This window comes from Nostoc sp. PCC 7524, assembly GCF_000316645.1.
Classification (GTDB): Bacteria; Cyanobacteriota; Cyanobacteriia; order Cyanobacteriales; family Nostocaceae; genus Trichormus.
This window is the reverse complement of sequence record NC_019684.1, coordinates 3246709-3265436: the sequence shown is the minus strand read 5'-3', so window position 1 is coordinate 3265436 and position 18728 is coordinate 3246709. Positions and strand designations below refer to the sequence as shown.

Below are 18728 nucleotides of genomic sequence, written 5' to 3'. Positions count from 1 at the left end.
TTGGTAAGAAAACTATCGAATAATTAATTACTTCAGATAGCAATTGTTATTGACTATTTTAAACCATTGGACAACAGCGAAAATTTGATTGTTATCAGGGGAGAAAAGCAGTGGAATACACCGAGTTTATTACCCATGTACAAAGCCTCGCTCAATCTAGTTCTCGTGAAGAAGCAGAACGTGCTACCCGTACCACACTAGAAACTATTAAAGAGCGGATTTCTGGTGATGAAGCACAAGATTTAGCAGCCCAACTACCAGAGGAACTTAGTGAATGTTTGCGAGGTAGAGAAGGACAACCAGATCAGGCTTTTAATTTGCAAGATTTTATTGTGCGTGTGAGTCAAAAAGAGAATATGGAGCCAACAACAACAGCAATTCATGTGCGTGCTGTGTTTGCAGTTTTACAAAATGCTATCAATCCAGAAGAATTTGCTAAACTGCATCATCATTTTTCTCACGACTACGAAGAAATGTTTGGTACACCACCAACTAGCGAAGTACCAGCATAAGAATTCAAAATTTTCAAAATAATTAGATAGGAAAGTTTATGACCAACAATAATCATTCTGGGAAAAAAAGAGTAGCTATTCTCATCGAACAAGCAGTAGAAGATGTAGAATTTATTATTCCTTGTAATGGACTAAAACAAGCAGGGTTTGAGGTAGTTGTCCTGGGTTCGCGGATGAATGAAAAATATAAGGGCAAACGAGGCAAACTTTCTATCCAAGCTGATGCTACCACTACAGAGGCGATCGCTTCTGAATTTGATGCTGTCATAATTCCTGGTGGTATGGCTCCTGATAGGATGCGGCGCAACCCTAACACAGTCCGCTTTGTCCAAGAGGCGATGCAGCAAGGCAAATTGGTAGCTGCTGTTTGTCATGGCCCTCAAGTTTTAATTGAAGGCGATTTGCTCAAAGGTAAACGCGTCACGGGTTTTAGCGCCATTAGCAAAGACATGATGAATGCTGGCGCAAATTATCTAGATCATCCCCTAGTAGTTGACGGTAATTTAATTACATCCCGTGAACCTGGAGATTTAGCAATTTTCACCACCGCGATATTGAGCCGTCTAGGTTACGGTGGCAAAGACGCTGCACTACCAGATGAAAAAGATACTACTGCGGAATGGTGGAAAATAGCCGATGCTTGGGGCGGCTCAACTAAAAGTGAGATTCTTAGAGGTATCAATACTGCTCTAGGCGGTGAACGTTATTCACTAGAAGCCTTGGAGAAGTACGCAGAGAAAGAATCTGATACACAAGCAAAGGCGCTATTTCAAGAAATGATCACTAATAAACAGCGTCATATTGAAAGATTAGAAACCTATCTGCATAGACTGGGTGAAAAACCTTCCTTTGGAGCAAACATTGCTAATCAATACGCCAAAGTGAAATCAACCTTTACTGGTAGCGACGATATCTATCAGTTGCGTTGCGCCTTGGGTGATGTGCAAACAGGTATCGGTGATATTGGTAATTTGTGTGCAATGTACACAGATCCAGTTGCAACCGCCATTTTCAAAGAAATTTACCAAGACTTGCTCAAATACGAACAGCGATTAGTAGAGCTATATCGGGCGCGCTTGGCTACTGAAGTGCAGCCTCCTAAACCTACAACTGGGGCGGCTGTATCGATGTAAGGGAGTGGGGAATAGGGAGTTGGGAGTGGGGGAAGACAAGGAAGATGAGGAAGATGTAGCTTGCTTCTCTTACGATGGCGTAAGCCTACCCGTAGGGTGGGAGTGGGGGGAGATAAGGATATTTCCCAGTCCCCAGTCCCCAATCCCCAACCTTCCCAAAATTTAATTTTGAATGCGGAGCGAAATGACGTGACTTTGGCATCAGGAGAGAAACGGGCAGAAGCCAGTGATATGGAGCGTTGGGCATCTCTGATTGGGGGTGGTGCGCTAGTTTTGATGGGTTTAAGACAAGCATCTTTGCGGGGGGTGCTGACGGCTTTGGCTGGTGGAGGTTTAATTTATCAAGGTGCAACCAAACACAGCACTATTGAGCAAGTCCAAGAAGCCATCGGACTTAATAAACCTATCAAAGTTGAAAAGACGGTGACAATTAATAAACCAGCAGATGAACTGTACCGTTATTGGCACAACTTTGAGAATCTGCCCACGTTTATGAAGCATCTCAAATCTGTCAAAGTCTACAATGAGAAACGTTCCCATTGGATAGCAAATGCACCTTTAGGTAACAATGTAGAATGGGATGCAGACATCTTAGAAGACCGAGAAAATGAGTTTATTTCTTGGGCTTCAGTGGAAGGCTCAGATATTGAGAATTCTGGTTTTGTACGTTTTCAAAAAGCACCAGCGAATCGCGGTACCGAAGTCAAAGTAGTCTTAGAATACAATCCCCCAGGCGGAACATTGACTGCAATTTTCGCCAAACTTTTTGGTGAGGAACCAGAACAGCAAATAGGTGATGAATTACGCCGCTTCAAAATGCTCATGGAAGCAGGGGAAATCGCCACCACAGAAGGGCAACCTTCGGGTAGGAAGTAGGGAGTGGGGGAGATGAGGGGATGAGGGGGATGAGGAAGACAAAGGAGACAAGGTAGACAAGGGAGAATTGATTCTTGATCCCCAATCCCCAATCCCCAATCCCCAATCCCCAATCCCCAATCCCCAATCCCCAATCCCCAATCCCCAGTCCCCAATCCCCAGTCCCCAATCCCCAATCCCCAATCCCCAGTCCCCAATCCCCAGTCCCCAATAACTAATAACTATGAAAGCTGTTTGCTGGTATGGTGCCAATGAGGTGCGGGTGGAGTCAGTGCCAGAACCTACTCTTCTCAACCCGCGTGATGCGATTATCAAAGTTACTTCTACAGCAATTTGTGGTTCAGATTTACATATTTATGGCGGCTATATCCCCACAATGCAACAGGGTGATATTATCGGTCATGAATTTATGGGGGAAGTTGTCGAAGTTGGTAAGGAGATCAATACTTTAAAAGTAGGCGATCGCGTTGTTGTTCCTTCTGTAATTGGCTGTGGTAGATGCCATTATTGTCAGCATGATATGTGGTCATTGTGCGACAACTCTAACCCCAATGGTTGGATAGAAGAAAAGCTCTTTGGCAATATTACCTCAGCTATTTACGGTTACTCTCATATGTTGGGAGGTTATGCAGGCGCACAAGCTGAATATGTGCGCGTACCCTTCGCTGATGTAGGTGTGGTGAAAGTACCACCAGATTTATCAGACGAGATGTTGTTATTCATCTCCGATGCTATCCCTACCGGCTATATGGGCGCAGAATTATGTGATATTCAACCAGGTGATACTGTGGCTGTGTGGGGTTGTGGTGCTGTGGGACAATTTGCCATGATTAGCGCCTATATGATGGGTGCAGAAAAAGTCATTGCTATCGACCGCTTTCCCGAACGTTTAGAAATGGCGAAAACATACGCCAAAGCCGAAGTCATTAATTATGAAGAAGTCAATGCAGGCGAAGCATTAAAAGAAATGACTGGCGGACGTGGCCCTGATGCTTGTATTGATGCGGTTGGTTTAGAAGCACATGGAATAGGGATAGAGGATTTTTATGACCAAACAAAACAAAAACTCAGGCTAGAAACTGACCGTCCTCATGTATTAAGAGAAATGATGGTGGCTTGTCGTAAAGGTGGTACTCTCTCCATCATGGGTGTGTATGGTGGATTTGTAGACAAAATACCTTTTGGTGCTGCTTTTAATAAGGGTCTTACCTTCAGGATGGGACAAATGCACGGACAGAAATATATGCACTTGTTACTACAACTAATTTTAGATGGCAAACTCGATCCATCCTTTGTAGTCACCCATCAATTACCACTAGAACAAGCATCTCACGGCTATCACATTTTTCAACAGAAACAAGACAACTGTATCAAAGTTGTACTCAAACCTTGAAGATAGGAAGTAGGACATCTACGGCATATACACAAGTTTGATTACCTGATTTCACATGGTTTTGATCCCCCCTAGCCCCCCTTAAAAAGCTATCCATTATAAACATCTTTCTTAACATTTCGAGAGTATGAACTCACGTCTCTAGAACCCTGATTCGTTCGTTTTTCATTCTCAATAAAAACACTGTTTTAGCGAGAAGAGTAAATGATGATTTGTCAAGTATGCTTAAAGTTTCAGTCCTTAAGATGCTTATAGAGCAAGGGTTTTAAGATTGTAAAGAAAGATGTGGGTAACGCATAGCTTTTTAAGGGGGATTTAGGGGGATCTAATATTTGATACATAACTAAGGATTTTTAACACATCCCTTCCGTGAATCTCACTACTAGAAAACACTTCTTCTCTACTCCCTCCCTAAAAAGTAGATAAGTATATAAATTGCGACTAATTACATATTAATAAATCCAACTTAGAAAGGATGTTTAATTATACTGCTCACGTTGAAAATATAGACGTAATGCAATTGAGGTTATTTATGAATCGTGTGATTGCCTGGTTACAAAATTTTCTGTTGCGTCAAGTTTTAATTGTTTGTCTAATAGGAGCTACTTTTTTTGTAGGTCAATGTTTTATATCCGGTAGTGCAATCATTGCCCAGGCTGATGTTAGAACCCCAGAGGGTACTTATTATAAAGGTACACCCAATAATGAAGGCATTAGAAATGATACTCAAGTGAGAAATGCTCAAGAAAAGCTCAGAGAAACTGCTGATAATGTTAGAGAAAAGCTAAATTTAGACGAAGCAACTCCTAAAGCTACAAAAGATTTTCAAAAGTCTGTCCAAAGAAAAGCCGGAGAAGCAGTTGAGCCAATCACCGGAACTCAACGTGGTTATTACCAACAACCTGAGACTGTAAGAGAAATGAGAAGATAGGTTTAAAATTCAAAACTATCTTAATAAACGAGTGGACGCTTTAAAAGCGTCTGCTCGTAAAAGTATAATCGCGACCCTACTGACTAATGACTATTGATTAAGGACTAATAATTATGAAAGCAGTTTGCTGGCATGGAGCAAACGATGTGCGGGTAGAGACAGTACCAGACCCGAAAATTCTCAATCCGCGTGATGCCATTATTAAAATTACTTCTACAGCGATTTGTGGCTCAGATTTACATATATATGATGGATGTATCCCCACAATGGAAAAGGGAGATATCCTCGGTCATGAATTCATGGGGGAAGTCGTTGAATTAGGAAGTGCCGTCAAAAATGTGAAAGTAGGCGATCGCGTTGTTGTTCCCTTCACTATTTCTTGTGGTTCTTGCTTCTTCTGTCAACGGGAATTATGGTCTTTGTGCGATAACTCTAACCCCAATGCTTGGCTTGTAGAAAAACAGATGGGGCATTCTCCAGCCGGTCTATTTGGCTACTCTCATTTATTTGGTGGTTACGCTGGTGGTCAAGCAGAATACGCCCGTGTGCCTTTTGCAGATGTCGGCTTGCTGAAAATCCCCGACAATCTCACAGATGAACAAGTGCTGTTTTTAACCGATATCTTCCCAACCGGCTACATGGCCGCAGAAAACTGCAATATCAAACCCGGTGATATTGTCGCCGTTTGGGGTTGCGGCCCAGTCGGACAATTTGCCATCAAAAGTGCATATATGCTGGGTGCAGAAAGAGTCATCGCCTTTGATCGCATTCCCGAACGCCTACAAATGGCTAAGGAATACGGTAAAGCCGAAGTTCTCAACTACGAAGAAGTCGATATTGGGGAAGCACTTAAAGAAATGACTGGCGGACGCGGCCCCGATGCTTGCATTGACGCGGTGGGAATGGAAGCCCACGGTACAGACTTTATGGCTTTTTACGACCAAGTAAAACAAGCCGTCCGTTTAGAAACAGACCGACCAACCGCATTACGGCAAGTAATTGTATCTGCTGCTAAAGGTGGTCATGTATCACTGGCGGGTGTGTATGGTGGCTTCCTCGACAAAATACCGATGGGTGCTGCTATGAACAAAGGTTTAACCTTCAAAATGGGACAAACACACGTTCATAGATACTTAAAACCATTATTAGAACGTATCCAAAATGGTGACATCGACCCCACATTTGTCATTACCCATACTCTACCTTTAGCAGAAGCGCCCCACGGCTACGAAATCTTTAAACACAAACAAGATAACTGCATCAAAGTTGTACTCAAACCATAAGGAAAAAACCATGACTGATACCACCATCAAAAAAATAGACTCTAGTCATTCTCCCAAAGGTAAACTTGGTCAAAAATATTTAGCTACTGGCAAATCTTTATCTATGCGTCTTTGGGAAAATGAACAACCAGGAGAAGATAAACAACCCACCAAACGTGAATATGAAACCGTTGGTTATGTAATTAATGGGCGTGCAGAACTGCACATTGAAGGGCAAATGATATTACTAGAACCGGGTACTTCTTGGGTAGTTCCCAAAGGAGCAACTCACCACTACAATATTCTAGAACCATTTACGGCTGTAGAAGCCACCAGTCCGCCTGCCCAAGTTCATGGACGTGATGAAAATTAAAACGAATAATCATCAAAAATAAACACAGATGAAATATCTGTGTTTATTTATTTCATAAAATACTGCTAAAAGTCCATATATTCAACTCTTTCTCTTTGCGTCTACCCTGCGGGTTCTGCCTTTGCTGGTATGCGCCTTTTTATGATGCAAATTAATACGTGCATCTAGAGAATTAAATATGCTATGAATATTTTCTATTTTTATATAACTCTTGACTGATTTAGATAAGAGTATTACTTAGTTTACTAGAGAAAATAAGCCATAAAAATCAGAAATTTATGAGCTTGTATTCTGTCACTTACGCATAAGCAAAATGTTCTATCACTCCAAAAAACTACAATATTTCAAGCCACCAGAGAAGCCAGATCCTGTATACGCGATGAAAATTCAAGAACTCATCGGTGGTACTTTTGGCGAAATGACCGTGATGATGCAGTATCTATTTCAAGGATGGAACTGTCGCGGCCCCGTCAAATATCGAGATATGTTGTTAGACGTTGGGACTGAAGAAATCGGTCATATTGAGATGCTAGCTACGACAATTGCCCATCTTTTAGATAAAGCACCTTTGAAAGTTCAAGAAGAGGGTGTCAGAGATGCGGTAGTTGGTGCTGTGATGGGCGGTACTAACCCACGAGATGTTATCATGAACGCCGCCATGAACCCCCAACACGCGATCGTTTCCGGTTTGGGTGCCATGCCTGCTGATAGTGTAGGCTTCCCCTGGAATGGTCGGTTTATTGTAGCCAGTGGTAATCTTTTGGCTGATTTTCGCTCTAATCTCCACGCCGAGAGTCAGGGACGCTTGCAAGCAGTAAGATTGTATGAGATGACGGATGATCCAGGGGTGAAAGATACCCTGAGTTTTATGATCGCCCGTGATACCATGCACCAAAACCTCTGGTTAGCAGCAATTGAAGATTTAGAACAATCTGGACTAGAAAGCACACCAGTTCCCAGTTCCTTCCCCTTAGATTTGGAAAAACGCGAATTTGCCTATCAGTTCTGGAATCATTCCGAAGGTAATGAAAGTGCTGAAGGTCGTTGGGCAACAGGTCGTTCAATGGATGGTAAAGGCGAATTCCAGTATGTTGCTAACCCCCAGCCTTTAGGAGCAGAACCACAACCACCACAACCCCCAGCCCAACTGCACGATACACCCCAACATAGACAGGCTCAACAAGGTAATGGTTCTAGCGCACCTCCTGTAGTTGAGCGTATCGGCTAATATCATATACTCCGTTGGGGATGAGGGGCTAAGGTTGTATATCTGTATCTTAGGGTCAACTTTCTAGGTTAAACTTTTTTAGCCTACAGCGTGGTGGGAGCTATGACCCCTCACCCCAGTTTCTAGTTGCATAAATTAGAATAAGGGAAACGACCACAGTGATAACCGTGATCGTAGACGAATTAACTATACAAATCAAATTGTACTACGAACTTATATCTATTGTCCTATCCCCCAAAAGGGGGGTTTTTTTGAGTTGAAGTTGAGTATTCGGCTATTGATTGATATAAATACCTAATTCTCTTGATAAAGCTTGCTTTTATTACTAATTAATAGTAATATCCCTGCAAAATTTCCAACTGCTACAGAGGCACCAAAGAAAATAGGGTGTAGGGTGTGTTGTTGCGTAGCGCAACGCACCATCAGACATTTTAAGTGCGTTGGGACGTTCTATACGTAACACACATTACTATTTTTATTTTTACACATAATTTTTTAGGCAATCATCTGAGATTTGCATCTGCTAAGACTTACGGCGGCGGATATCGTTGATAATGACATATTAAATTGAACTACTTGCTAGAGGCATCAAATCAATGATTAAGCTTGACCAGTTTTTAAAATTATTAGGTGTAGCCCCAACTGGAGGACAAGCTAAACTGATGATTATCAATGGTGATGTCAAAGTCAATGGTATAGTGGAAACTCGACGAGGACGAAAATTGGTCTTGAGTGATCAAGTAACAGTAGCAGGGAAAACTTTCGAGGTTGCTGATTTCGTAAAATTACCCTAATTGGTGATGACTTGACAAATTCATATTCCCACTGACTGGTAAGGTAAACCAGAAAGTTGCGCCTTTACCTAGACTACTCTGAACTCCAATTTGTCCACCATGTGCAGTGATAATTTGGCGACAGAGGTATAGTCCTAAACCAATACCTGTAGAACGAGCGCGATGGACTACGCCTCCTCGGAGGCGATCGCCTCTAGAATAGCGTTCAAATATTTCTGAGCATTGTTCTTCACTCATCCCTACACCGTTATCCTGCACTAAACAACGAATCATTTCCCCTTCTAGGCTAGCTTGCAGAGTAATTTGCAAACCAGGAGGATTGTGATTTAGTGCATTACTGATTAAGTTTTCAAAGACACGCCTTAATTGCAAAGGATCTGCTTTCACAAGCGGTAAATCATCTGAGAATAAATTCTGAACGGTTGCTTGATTTTTTACTAATAATGCTTCTAAATCTTCAGTTATAGATTGCACTAAATCATTAATTTTTACAGGCTCAGAATGTAGTGAAATACCTTTAATTTCGCTTAAATGAGTTTCCAACAATGAGTTAATCAATTGTAATTGGCGCTCACCACTTTCAATCATCCGCTCTAAAATATTATGAGATATAGAAATATTCTCTACAGATGATTGCTGCCAATGTTTTAAGAGCATGAGAGTTCCTGTAATGGGAGTACGCAAATCATGAGAAACAGCGTGTAAAAATTCATCTTGCTGTTTATATAAATCTTGTAATTCCATCATTTTTTGCTGCAATTGAGCAGTTCTGGCTTCTACTTTGCGCTCTAAACTGAGATTGAGAGCTTGGATTTGTTGAAAGAGTTGTGCTTGTTGCATAGCAATTGCTACCTGTGTTGCTAACTGTTGTAGCAAGTCAATTTCTACTTGTTGCCAATGACGAACTCTCGAACACTGATGCACAACTAATGTGCCGAAAAACTCATCACCTACCATAATTGGTACTGCTAAACAAGCTTTTACCTGATATTTAGCAAAGTAATAAGCACGTTGGGTAGAAACTTTGACTTGGCTAATATCATCGATTTTTTGTAAATTCCCTTGTGAATATAAATTTTTAATTTCTTGAATATAATCACTATCTGTTAAAAATAAATCTAAAATCGATTCCCACTCTGAAGATATGGATTCGGCAAAAATCTTATCGGGCAGAATATCATTAAAATTACTAATAAATACTCTATCAGCTTGGAGAAACTGACGGACTTCGGTGACTGTAGTATGCAAAATTTCTTCTAGATTGAGGCTCCATAAGATTCTGAGGGCGATCGCCGCAATTAATCGCTCTCTTTCTATGGCTGCGCGTAATTGCATTTCTGCTTGTCGGCGCTCAGTAATGTCGCGAGCAAATCCTTGCATTCCTAGTGCATTTCCATCCATGATAATTGGTGTTTCTACAATTTCTAGAAACAGAGAATGTCCATCTTTATGGCGTGCAACCACTACATATGGTTGGTTACGCTCTCCTGTGAGTAAAGCATGATCTGTCAATTCAATTGCTTGTGCGATCGCTGCATCATCAATTAAGAAGTATTCGCAATTCCTACCCGTTAATTCTTCGGGAGCATATCCTAATACTGTTTGCACAGAAGGGGAAAGATACTCCAATATATGCTGGCGATCGTGAATATAAAAAAAGACTTGCTCACTACCTTCAACCATCATGCGAAATCTTTCTTCGCTCTGTTGTAGAGCGATTTCTGCTTCTCTGCGTTCTGTGATGTCTAGGCCAGTCCCAATTATATAACTTATTTGCCCAGCATTATCTACAAGAGCAGTTGTTGACCAAGCAACTAATCTTTGTTGTTCATCCTTAGTTAACAAATGACTTTCATAGGTTTTGGGAAATTGCTCTATATTCAGGTTATGAAATTCGGATTTAGCTAACTCTGTTTTTTCTGGTAGAGAAAAAACATCCCAAAAAAATCTATATTCTACTTCTGCCAATGAATATTTAGTGATTTGCTCACACGCACGATTAAAGCGAATAATTCGCCCTTGTTGATCAACTACTATAACTAAAGCATCCACAGTATCAAGAATCGCCGCCACAAAATTACGTTCTTGACTTAAATCGTGAATTAGTTTTTGTAACTGCAAAGTCATTTGATTAAAAGTGGTAGCTAATACTCCCATTTCGTTACGCTGTACAACTTTGATGTGAGTATCTAAATCACCCGTACTAATTCGCGCTGCTGCGGTTGTTAATCGCTGTAGAGGTAAAACAATTTGCCTTTGAAACCAAATACCTAATCCTATACTCACTGCTGTTGCTATTAATATAGATACACCCATAAAGAACAGCATTTGATGGATAGGAGTATAAGCTTCATCAATGGGAAGTTCTACTACAACCTGCCATCTTAGGCTATTAATAGGAGCTATTGCACCTACTACTTCTACACCTTTTAAACCGCGATAGGTAGCTAAAGATTTTTTAGTTTTTAATTGCTCTAATTCTGTGATTAAAGGCTGGTTCGATAAATCTCTTAAAAATTCTAAAGATTCTGATTTGGCGGCAATTAGTAAATCCCGGTGATCAATGACATAAGCATAACCAGTTTTACCGACATGAGTTTGGTGGATAAAGAACCGCAGAAACTTGAGATTGATTCGCGCTATCAATACACCATTAACTTTATCTTCTAGATTACGAATTGGTACTGCTAAAGTTACCATAGGCAACTTAGTCATACTATCTATTTCTACTGGGCTAACAAAATCTTCTTTGTATTTAAAAGCATATAAAATCCAAGAAGTTTGCGTTATCTTCTCCAGATTTACTTGTCCATAGGGAGAAACGGCAGAAACGACTTTTCCTTGGTTATCCAAAATTGCTACTGTTTCATAGGCATTGTGATGACGAGTCAAAGCAGCAAGGAATCTTTGTTGAATTTCTGGTGATAAGTCAGTTAAACCTTGCACTCTTGCCAGGTAACTGAGTTTGCGTTGCAAGTCATCTAAATAAACATTGATTTTCGCCGCCGCAGCTTGTGAAATTTCCTGCTGTGCAACTGCTAACTGTTGCATTTGTGCTTGAAAGCTGAGATAGGTTAATGTCCCGGATACCAGCAGCAGCGCCATAACTACTAGCACAACTAAACCATAACGTAATTGATTAGTTATAGAAAAAAATCCATATCCTGCTGGATGAGAAGCATGAGGGCGCTGCTGTTTTTTCATCACAACTCCTTAAGGGAAAATATCAATTTTGCCAGCGATAATATCTTTTTTGATGGACTTGACAAGTTCTAGTTGTTGAGCAGTTAACGAAGCGTTCAATAGTGTTAAATCTTGAACTCCTTCTAGGAATCCAAACTTATATTGCTTACCTTCCCAACGCCCCTGCTGTGCTAAAGTTGCTCCTTCTAACAATAACTGTGGGACTTTTTGAATAACATGAGTAATAATATAATCAGCAGCTAATTGATACTGTTCTGTAACGCCTTCAATAGCATACATCCAGGTAATCACAGATACTGATTTATTGCCAGATACCGCTTGCAACACTCCAAAATTTCCTAAATCTGCATCGGTGACTATAACATCTACTCCGTCGGCAATTTGTGCCTTGGCAATGCTTTTAGCTTTATCTGGATCTCGCCAACTATTTACCCAGTTAATTGAAAGATTGATATTAGGTTTAGTTTTTTGAATAGCACGTTTTAATAATATCGCTTCTTCTTGAGTAATTAAGATAGGTTCACCGCCAATAAAAGCAATTTTATTAGTTTTAGTTTTGAGCGCAGCAATTACCCCAGCTAAGTAGCCAACTTCATTACTACGAAATGCCAAAGCTCCAAAATTTTTATTATTACCGCCATAACTACTAACAATTGCGAATTTAATACGCGGAAATTCTTGAGCTACTATTTCCGATGACTTTAAATATTGACCGCCATGAATAATAATCAAATCAAATTCTTGTTCAGCATATTGGCGGAGAGCTTCTTCGGCATTAATTTCTGTTACATTAGTAGTATAAGCTATTTGAGCATCAAGTTGCTTTTCAATTAACTTCAGTCCTTCATAACCTGATTGATTCCAGCTTTGATCATTAATTGAACCAGGGAGAATCATGGCTACTTTAAAAGCTCCTGGTTCTGTGTTAATAGATTTAGGTCTAGGGGCGCTATTTTGATAAGAGCAACTGATGATCATTAAGATAAAAATTACTCCCACAAAAATGATAAGTGGAAGTCGCATAGGTATATAGATTGCTGCCAGCGATCGCATATATATTAATTCACTTATACTACAGCTCCATCAGATACTCTACGTAAGGTATATTAAGTACAATCTATCACCTACGGTACTGCTATGAGTGTGATCCCTCACAACTGGATGATTGGCTCCCAAAATATAAGGCTTTGGGAAAATTGTCACTACTAGGTACTTACTGAAATCGAACTTACCATTAATTTTCTCACGCTGATAGTCAGTAAATATGAATAATTTCTTAAAAATCATGCCTGTTCAAATAAAATTGTTCAACTTTTGCTAAAAAGTAGATTTATTTAATTAAATAGGTGATAGGTAACAGGTGATAGGTGATAGATGACAGGTGACAGGGAAGAAAGATAATGAGGTGTAAGGAACATAGCATTCACCATAACCACACACTGCTTGGATAACTTCCTGATTTACGTTCTATATTTAGTCTGATATTTGGTTTTTCAAAAGTTTGAGCCACTACAGAAGTTGATGTTATGAGCATAGTAGCAGATATTAAACAGCCAATATTTAATATCTGCAAAGGTTTAAACTCGTAATTTTGGGCTATTTTTTGATGCAATGTAGTGACTGAGTAATGTAATTTTTCAGTAAATTAAATTACTGAATAAGACTGGTTGCCTTAGTTCGCAACTCTAAGATTAATATTTCTTGACCAATGGGAGAAATTATAGCGCCTTCTTTACTATGTGGAATTGATGCTATTTGTTGATTGTTCAAGATAATATCTTGTCCGGCAACAGTCATCCAAGCACAACCTGAGAATACTTGTAGTTCATCTACTAATTCCGGTAAACGAAAAGATTGATTTTGCTTCAGAGTTATGAGTATTGGTAATGATATTGTTTGCTTGCTTCTAAGCATATGCGTGATTTCCATTGATGAAAAATTTGAGTTTTTGCGACTAAATCATGTAGAGTTTTGGGATATCCCGTAAGCTATAGCCCTATAAAGACAGTTAGTTCTTGGTGTTGCTATGGTTGAGTAATTTTGAAACCTTCAAAGGTCACTAAGAAACCTTCCCCCTGCGGTGAGGCACACATTAGTCCTACCTGTACTGTTTCTGCATGGGTAAGATATGCCAGTCGCAGCATTTGATAATTCTCGCCATCTAGAGAATATTGCACTTCTACCGTTTCTGAGCGACGCTGTACCCGCAGCCATAGAGCAACTTGTGGTTTTGATAGTGGAACTACTGACCAATCTGAATAATCTCGTGTGACTACAGCACTAACGTTTTGCACCCCTTCAACGTACTCAATCCCGCATTTGAGCCAGGTAATTTCGTTTTCCCGAATCATTAATCCGGCTTGATCATATAAAGCCTGATACTGTCCTATAACTTTGACTTCAACTGTAAAATTACCCTTTACTTCCTGATAGTAAAAGTTGCCATTATCAGGCATGAAATTATAGTGAGTCTTTTGCCAAAAATCTGTCTTTGCCTCTGCGTTAACGTAAACAACTTCTGCTTGCTCGTTCCAGGTGGAAGGTTCGTTGTACCACTGCATTTGAGTCATAAATTTTGTACTACCAATAACAACAAAATAGAAACTTATGTTAGTCCCAATTAACTTTGCCTCGCTGATTCTTCAGCCATCGCAAGCTGTGATCACTGCATCGAAGTTCCAGCACTTCCCACTACGGCTAAAACCAGCACAGATATGTAAGTATGATGTCTGCGGTTTGGCTGCATAATTGTTCTCCTGATGAAAGTTCAATGTGATGAATGTCTTCTTTATAGAATCACCTGTTGACAGCCTGACCGATTCCTACACATGGCTCATCCAATTGGGTGATGCCTTAATGATCAGTCTTTCACCGGAAAATTCTATGATGTTGGTGGTAATCAATAATTAAGAAGATCTGGATCTTGTAGAGACTTAGCAGATCAGTCTCTACAAAGATTTCGGGTAACACTTAATTAATAGTTAATTTTGAGTGCTGATTTCCCTAGAGACAAACAAATTGCATCATTTTGCGGTGTATGAATGCGGCTGCAAAGTACATCTCGATAGTGTCTTTCTAAAGGATTTTTCTTCGATAAACCGGGATTACCAATGAGTTCGAGTCCAATTTCTACTGCGCGAATGGCGTTATTTGTAGCCAAATATTTGACTGTTTGGGCTTGTAAAGCAACTTTGCTATTGTATTTATCTTGGTCAATGTCAGCAGCTAGGCTGTAAATCAGTCGATGGTTGGCGTAAAGTAATGCTTCGATTTCACCAACGGCTGTTTGAAACCGGGGTAGAGTTGCTAAACTGGCACCTAAATTAGTAGGCGATCGCTCATTTAAATACTCAATTAACCAATCTCGTGCGGCTGTCGCTACCCCTTGATACAATGCACTCAACCACAAACTCCCACTCGCAACTTTCAAAGGATCTGGTGCTGACACAGCGTTGAGAGGGCGGATATCTAAAGCATATTCTTGGGGAATTAAGACATTTTCTAAAATTAAGTCGTGGCTACCAGTGGCTCGCATCCCCAAATGATCCCAAGTTTCCACGATTTTTACACCAGGAAAGTCACGCGGTACGAGAAAACTGCCTACCCTTGCTTCTTCCTCATCTGTCCGCGCCCAAACGACGAAATAACGTAAAATCGGACTGCCTGTGGTGTATTGTTTATGACCAGTCACCAGCCAACCTTGATCTGTTGGTTTGGCGATCGTTGCTGGTAATCCACCTCTGGCGGGTGTGCCTAATTCCGGTTCCACACGGGCAGCATTGATTAAAGCAATCCCTGTAACTGACTCCCAACATAGCCGCTCATACATTGTGGGATACCAACAACGAGTCCGGGCGGCGTTGCTATGTTGTAAATAGTGCATTGTCAACACCAAAGCCGTAGCAGCATCACCACTGGCTATCTTTTCTATGACTTGACAAACAGTAGTGTAGGCTGCACCTTGACCACCAAATTCTTTGGGAACAGTTAAACTTAATAGTTGAGCTTCATGGAGTGCCTCAAAGTTCTCGAAAGGAAAGGAACTATCCCGATCATGGACAGCAGCACGACTAGCAAAATCAGCAGCTAGTGACTCAACTAGCACCAGTAAATTAGGGGAAGATGCTGTTTTCGTAGCTTCTAAGATATTTGATTGTAACATTTGGCTAATACGGCAAAATAGGGTTCAAGGTGATTGAGGTTTTCTTAGCGATCTAGTATCTATGGCTTTGGTTGGGACTGTACAATTCTCTTGTTAACATTAATAGGCTTGACCGTAATCTGTGGACAACTTTATTTTGAATTGATTCATCCGCAGGAGCAATGTAATTAGGAGAACCAAGAACCTCATGACCCTCGATAAACCTACGCAAAGCACAACTGCTGAAGATTGTGCTGTCAGAGTAATGGATACAATTCCGTTAGTGATGCGGTTTATCCGAGCGGATATGCGAGCGCATAGTGCTGCTTCCTTGTCTATACCACAGTTGCGATCGCTAGCATTTCTCAACCGGAATCCCGGTGCTTCCCTATCTGATTTGGCAGATCATTTAGGTGTCACCTGTGCCACAGCATCAGCCACAGTAGAAAGGCTAGTACAACGTAACTTAGTACAACGCATTGATGATCCGCAAGAGCGGCGGCGAGTTCTCCTCAATTTAACTGAAGAGGGAAGGCATCAATTAAAGCAATCCCAAGACCAAACTCGCGCTCATATTGCCGACTTGTTGGAACGTCTGACACCAGAGCAAATTTCCCATATTGAAGAAGGGTTGGCTTTACTGAAAAATGTCTTCGAGCAAACAGACAATAAACCTCCCCAACGGTAAAACCGCAGGTAGATGGCTCATCGCCCCGAAGAAAGCTAACACCACTTACCACTTTCAAGCTAGGATGACAGAAATTTATCTAAAATTCAGGAAATTATCAGTAATACAGCTTATGGTGTAAAGCAATTGGGAGCAATTTTTTTGATTATGTGCCGTCTACTTGCCTACCTCGGTTCACCGATTTCTTTAGAACAACTTTTGTATAAACCAGAACATTCTTTAATAGTTCAAAGTTACCAACCACGGGAAATGACTTCCGGGGTAGTAAATGCAGATGGCTTTGGTGTGGGTTGGTACCACACTCAAAAAAATACTGCACCTTTTACCTATAAAAATACACTGCCTATTTGGAATGATGTGAATTTACCTAGTCTCAGTCGTTACGTTGAATCTGAGTGTATGCTTGCTTATGTTCGCAGTGCGACACCAGGACAGGCTTTAGATTTTGCTAATTGTCAACCATTTGGACATCAACAGCATCTATTCATCCACAATGGATTTATTGAAAATTTTCGTAAAACCCTACACCGAAAAATCCGCAGCACTTTAGCACCTGATTTTTACGAACAAATCAATGGTAATACGGATTCTGAACACATTTTTGCATTGTTGCTTTCGCAGATGCAAATTAACAAACATCGACCTCCAGAGTATGCTTTACGTACTACCCTCTTAACGCTTCAGGAGATGGCAAAACGCTATCAAGTTAAAGCTTTAGCAAATATAGTTTTTAGTAACGGAAATCGCCTGATAGCGTCCCGTTTTGCCACTTCTGCACCCGCACCGTCATTGTACTGGCTCAGAGATGATGTAAATTTCCCTAACTCTGTCATTATTGCTTCTGAACCATTATTCGTCGGTAATTGGACTGCTTGCCCAGAAAATAGCGTTATCAGTGTGGGAGAAGACTGTGATATTCAAGTTGACAAAATCTAGTGTAAAAAAATCTATTGTTGATGCGTTAGAGGAATGTCGCACCAAAACTTTGACATTATTTACAGGGATGGATGCAGCTACATTCTGCCATCAACCTCATCCTGATTTTAGTCCTGTAGGCTGGCATTTGGGTCATATTGCTTACATAGAATCTTTATGGGTACTAGAACACAGTGCGGGTTTACCGTGTTTATTTCCCCAATATCAGAAGTTGTTTGCAGCTGATGGTTTACCTAAATCCCAACGTGTCTATTTACCCAAGCTAGAGGAAACTCTTGATTATCTGAACACAGTTAGAGAAAAAGTTTGGCAATACTTGGAAGTTGCAGATATTGAGCCGCAAGAACGCCTTTGGCGCTTTTTGATTCAGCACGAAAGTCAACACTGTGAAATTATTCGCATGGTTTTGGAATTAGTTAATAGTCAAAAGTTCAGTGTGGCTGTTGCTTCGTCTGTTTGTGTTGTGGCTGAGATGATGGAAATTCCAGCCGGGGAATTTGAGTTAGGGTGTAACTCGATAGATGCACTGGATAATGAATGTCAAGCACATAAAGTATATTTAGATACTTACTTCATTGATCGCTATCCTGTTACCCGTGGGCAGTATCGCCTATTTATGGAGGCAGGAGGTTACAAAAAATCCCAGTGGTGGTCAATAGAAGGGTGGCAATGGCTACAAACTGAGCAGGTAACACAACCGCTTTACTGGAATGTAGAACACACTAACGATGATCATCCAGTCTGTGGTGTGAGCTGGTACGAGGCAGAAGCATACTCAAGGTTTGTGGGGAAGCGTCTACCCACAGAAGCTGAGTGGGAAAAGGCCGCTAGTTGGGATGCCAAGACTCAGAGTCGCCGCACCTATCCTTGGGGTGAAGAAATGCCATCATCTCAATATTGTAATTATGATGGTCTAGGCCTTACCCCAGTCAATGCTTACCCGACTGGGCAAAGTGCCTATGGTTTGTATGATACTTTGGGTAATGTTTGGGAATGGACAGCTTCTTGGTTTGCTGGGTATGAGGGTTTTCAAAGTTTTCCCTATAAAGGTTACTCTCAAGCTTATTTTGACAATCAGCACCGGGTTTTAAAAGGTGGTAGTTGGGCAACTCGTCCGTGGGTACTGCGCCCTAGTTTTCGCAACTGGTATCATCCGAGCGTGCGGCAGATTTTCGCGGGGTTCCGTTGTGCGGTAGAGAAGTAGCAGTGCTACGTCTGTACAAGAATGAAAGAGATATTGGGTAAGCTCTAGTAATA

The 18728-nt window shown here is 40.9% G+C and carries 20 protein-coding genes; 15 read left to right on the top strand and 5 right to left on the bottom strand.

Going from position 1 to position 18728, the window contains the following annotated elements:
- Positions 1 to 110: 110 nt before the first annotated feature.
- The 10 genes from NOS7524_RS13060 to NOS7524_RS13020 all read left to right on the top strand — a co-directional run bounded on the left by NOS7524_RS13060 (position 111) and on the right by NOS7524_RS13020 (position 8502).
- Complete coding sequence (locus tag NOS7524_RS13060; protein ID WP_015138951.1) at positions 111 to 512, top strand: DUF2267 domain-containing protein; 402 nt, start codon at positions 111 to 113, stop codon at positions 510 to 512.
- 38 nt (positions 513 to 550) lie between these two features.
- Positions 551 to 1645 carry a DJ-1/PfpI/YhbO family deglycase/protease gene (locus tag NOS7524_RS13055; RefSeq protein ID WP_015138950.1) on the top strand — a complete coding sequence of 365 codons (1095 nt, stop codon included), beginning with the start codon at positions 551 to 553 and terminating at the stop codon, positions 1643 to 1645.
- 189 nt (positions 1646 to 1834) lie between these two features.
- On the top strand, positions 1835 to 2521 hold the full coding sequence (locus NOS7524_RS13050) for an SRPBCC family protein (protein ID WP_041555746.1): 687 nt from the start codon (positions 1835 to 1837) through the stop codon (positions 2519 to 2521).
- 74 nt (positions 2522 to 2595) lie between these two features.
- A complete protein-coding gene (locus tag NOS7524_RS30035; protein ID WP_171815373.1) occupies positions 2596 to 2739 on the top strand; it encodes a hypothetical protein in 144 nt (47 codons plus the stop codon).
- A gap of 5 nt (positions 2740 to 2744) precedes the next feature.
- Complete coding sequence (locus NOS7524_RS13045) at positions 2745 to 3914, top strand: zinc-dependent alcohol dehydrogenase (protein ID WP_015138948.1); 1170 nt, start codon at positions 2745 to 2747, stop codon at positions 3912 to 3914.
- Positions 3915 to 4446: 532 nt separating this feature from the next.
- Positions 4447 to 4845 (top strand): hypothetical protein, encoded by a 399-nt coding sequence (locus NOS7524_RS13040; protein WP_041555304.1) that lies wholly within the window; start codon positions 4447 to 4449, stop codon positions 4843 to 4845.
- 113 nt (positions 4846 to 4958) lie between these two features.
- Positions 4959 to 6128, top strand: a complete 1170-nt coding sequence (locus NOS7524_RS13035) for a zinc-dependent alcohol dehydrogenase (RefSeq protein ID WP_015138946.1) — start codon at positions 4959 to 4961, stop codon at positions 6126 to 6128.
- A gap of 10 nt (positions 6129 to 6138) precedes the next feature.
- The gene (locus tag NOS7524_RS13030; protein ID WP_015138945.1) at positions 6139 to 6480 is read left to right on the top strand and encodes a cupin domain-containing protein; all 342 of its coding nucleotides are present in this window, start codon (positions 6139 to 6141) and stop codon (positions 6478 to 6480) included.
- A gap of 313 nt (positions 6481 to 6793) precedes the next feature.
- Positions 6794 to 7708, top strand: a complete 915-nt coding sequence (locus NOS7524_RS13025; protein WP_015138944.1) for a manganese catalase family protein — start codon at positions 6794 to 6796, stop codon at positions 7706 to 7708.
- Between the two features lie 596 nt (positions 7709 to 8304).
- Positions 8305 to 8502, top strand: coding sequence for an RNA-binding S4 domain-containing protein (locus tag NOS7524_RS13020; protein WP_015138943.1), 198 nt, complete (start codon positions 8305 to 8307; stop codon positions 8500 to 8502).
- On the opposite strand, the gene NOS7524_RS27820 is transcribed toward NOS7524_RS13020, so the two are convergent.
- The 4 genes from NOS7524_RS27820 to NOS7524_RS12990 form a co-directional block, all read right to left on the bottom strand.
- Positions 8494 to 11706, bottom strand: coding sequence for a PAS domain S-box protein (locus NOS7524_RS27820; RefSeq protein ID WP_015138942.1), 3213 nt, complete (start codon positions 11704 to 11706; stop codon positions 8494 to 8496). The genes NOS7524_RS13020 and NOS7524_RS27820 overlap by 9 nt on opposite strands.
- Positions 11707 to 11715: 9 nt before the next feature.
- On the bottom strand, positions 11716 to 12729 hold the full coding sequence (locus tag NOS7524_RS13005; protein WP_051039196.1) for a BMP family protein: 1014 nt from the start codon (positions 12727 to 12729) through the stop codon (positions 11716 to 11718).
- A gap of 627 nt (positions 12730 to 13356) precedes the next feature.
- On the bottom strand, positions 13357 to 13620 hold the full coding sequence (locus NOS7524_RS12995; RefSeq protein ID WP_015138940.1) for a hypothetical protein: 264 nt from the start codon (positions 13618 to 13620) through the stop codon (positions 13357 to 13359).
- A gap of 110 nt (positions 13621 to 13730) precedes the next feature.
- On the bottom strand, positions 13731 to 14276 hold the full coding sequence (locus NOS7524_RS12990) for a DUF1349 domain-containing protein (protein ID WP_015138939.1): 546 nt from the start codon (positions 14274 to 14276) through the stop codon (positions 13731 to 13733).
- 37 nt (positions 14277 to 14313) lie between these two features.
- Between NOS7524_RS12990 and NOS7524_RS30030 the strand changes: the two genes are divergently transcribed.
- A complete protein-coding gene (locus NOS7524_RS30030) occupies positions 14314 to 14454 on the top strand; it encodes a hypothetical protein (protein ID WP_171815372.1) in 141 nt (46 codons plus the stop codon).
- A 27-nt stretch (positions 14455 to 14481) separates the two neighbouring features.
- Complete coding sequence (locus NOS7524_RS30955; RefSeq protein WP_268741999.1) at positions 14482 to 14616, top strand: hypothetical protein; 135 nt, start codon at positions 14482 to 14484, stop codon at positions 14614 to 14616.
- Between the two features lie 64 nt (positions 14617 to 14680).
- Here NOS7524_RS30955 and NOS7524_RS12985 read toward each other — a convergent pair whose 3' ends face one another.
- Positions 14681 to 15868: an acyl-CoA dehydrogenase family protein gene (locus NOS7524_RS12985; protein WP_015138938.1), complete on the bottom strand. Its 1188-nt coding sequence runs from the start codon at positions 15866 to 15868 to the stop codon at positions 14681 to 14683.
- A gap of 187 nt (positions 15869 to 16055) precedes the next feature.
- Here NOS7524_RS12985 and NOS7524_RS12980 point away from each other — a divergent pair, with 187 nt between their 5' ends.
- The 3 genes from NOS7524_RS12980 to egtB all read left to right on the top strand — a co-directional run bounded on the left by NOS7524_RS12980 (position 16056) and on the right by egtB (position 18675).
- Positions 16056 to 16535 (top strand): MarR family winged helix-turn-helix transcriptional regulator, encoded by a 480-nt coding sequence (locus tag NOS7524_RS12980; protein ID WP_015138937.1) that lies wholly within the window; start codon positions 16056 to 16058, stop codon positions 16533 to 16535.
- 147 nt (positions 16536 to 16682) lie between these two features.
- Positions 16683 to 17471, top strand: a complete 789-nt coding sequence (egtC, locus tag NOS7524_RS12975; protein ID WP_015138936.1) for an ergothioneine biosynthesis protein EgtC — start codon at positions 16683 to 16685, stop codon at positions 17469 to 17471.
- Positions 17446 to 18675: an ergothioneine biosynthesis protein EgtB gene (egtB, locus tag NOS7524_RS12970; protein WP_015138935.1), complete on the top strand. Its 1230-nt coding sequence runs from the start codon at positions 17446 to 17448 to the stop codon at positions 18673 to 18675. The genes egtC and egtB overlap by 26 nt, the downstream gene beginning before the upstream one ends.
- Positions 18676 to 18728: the final 53 nt, after the last annotated feature.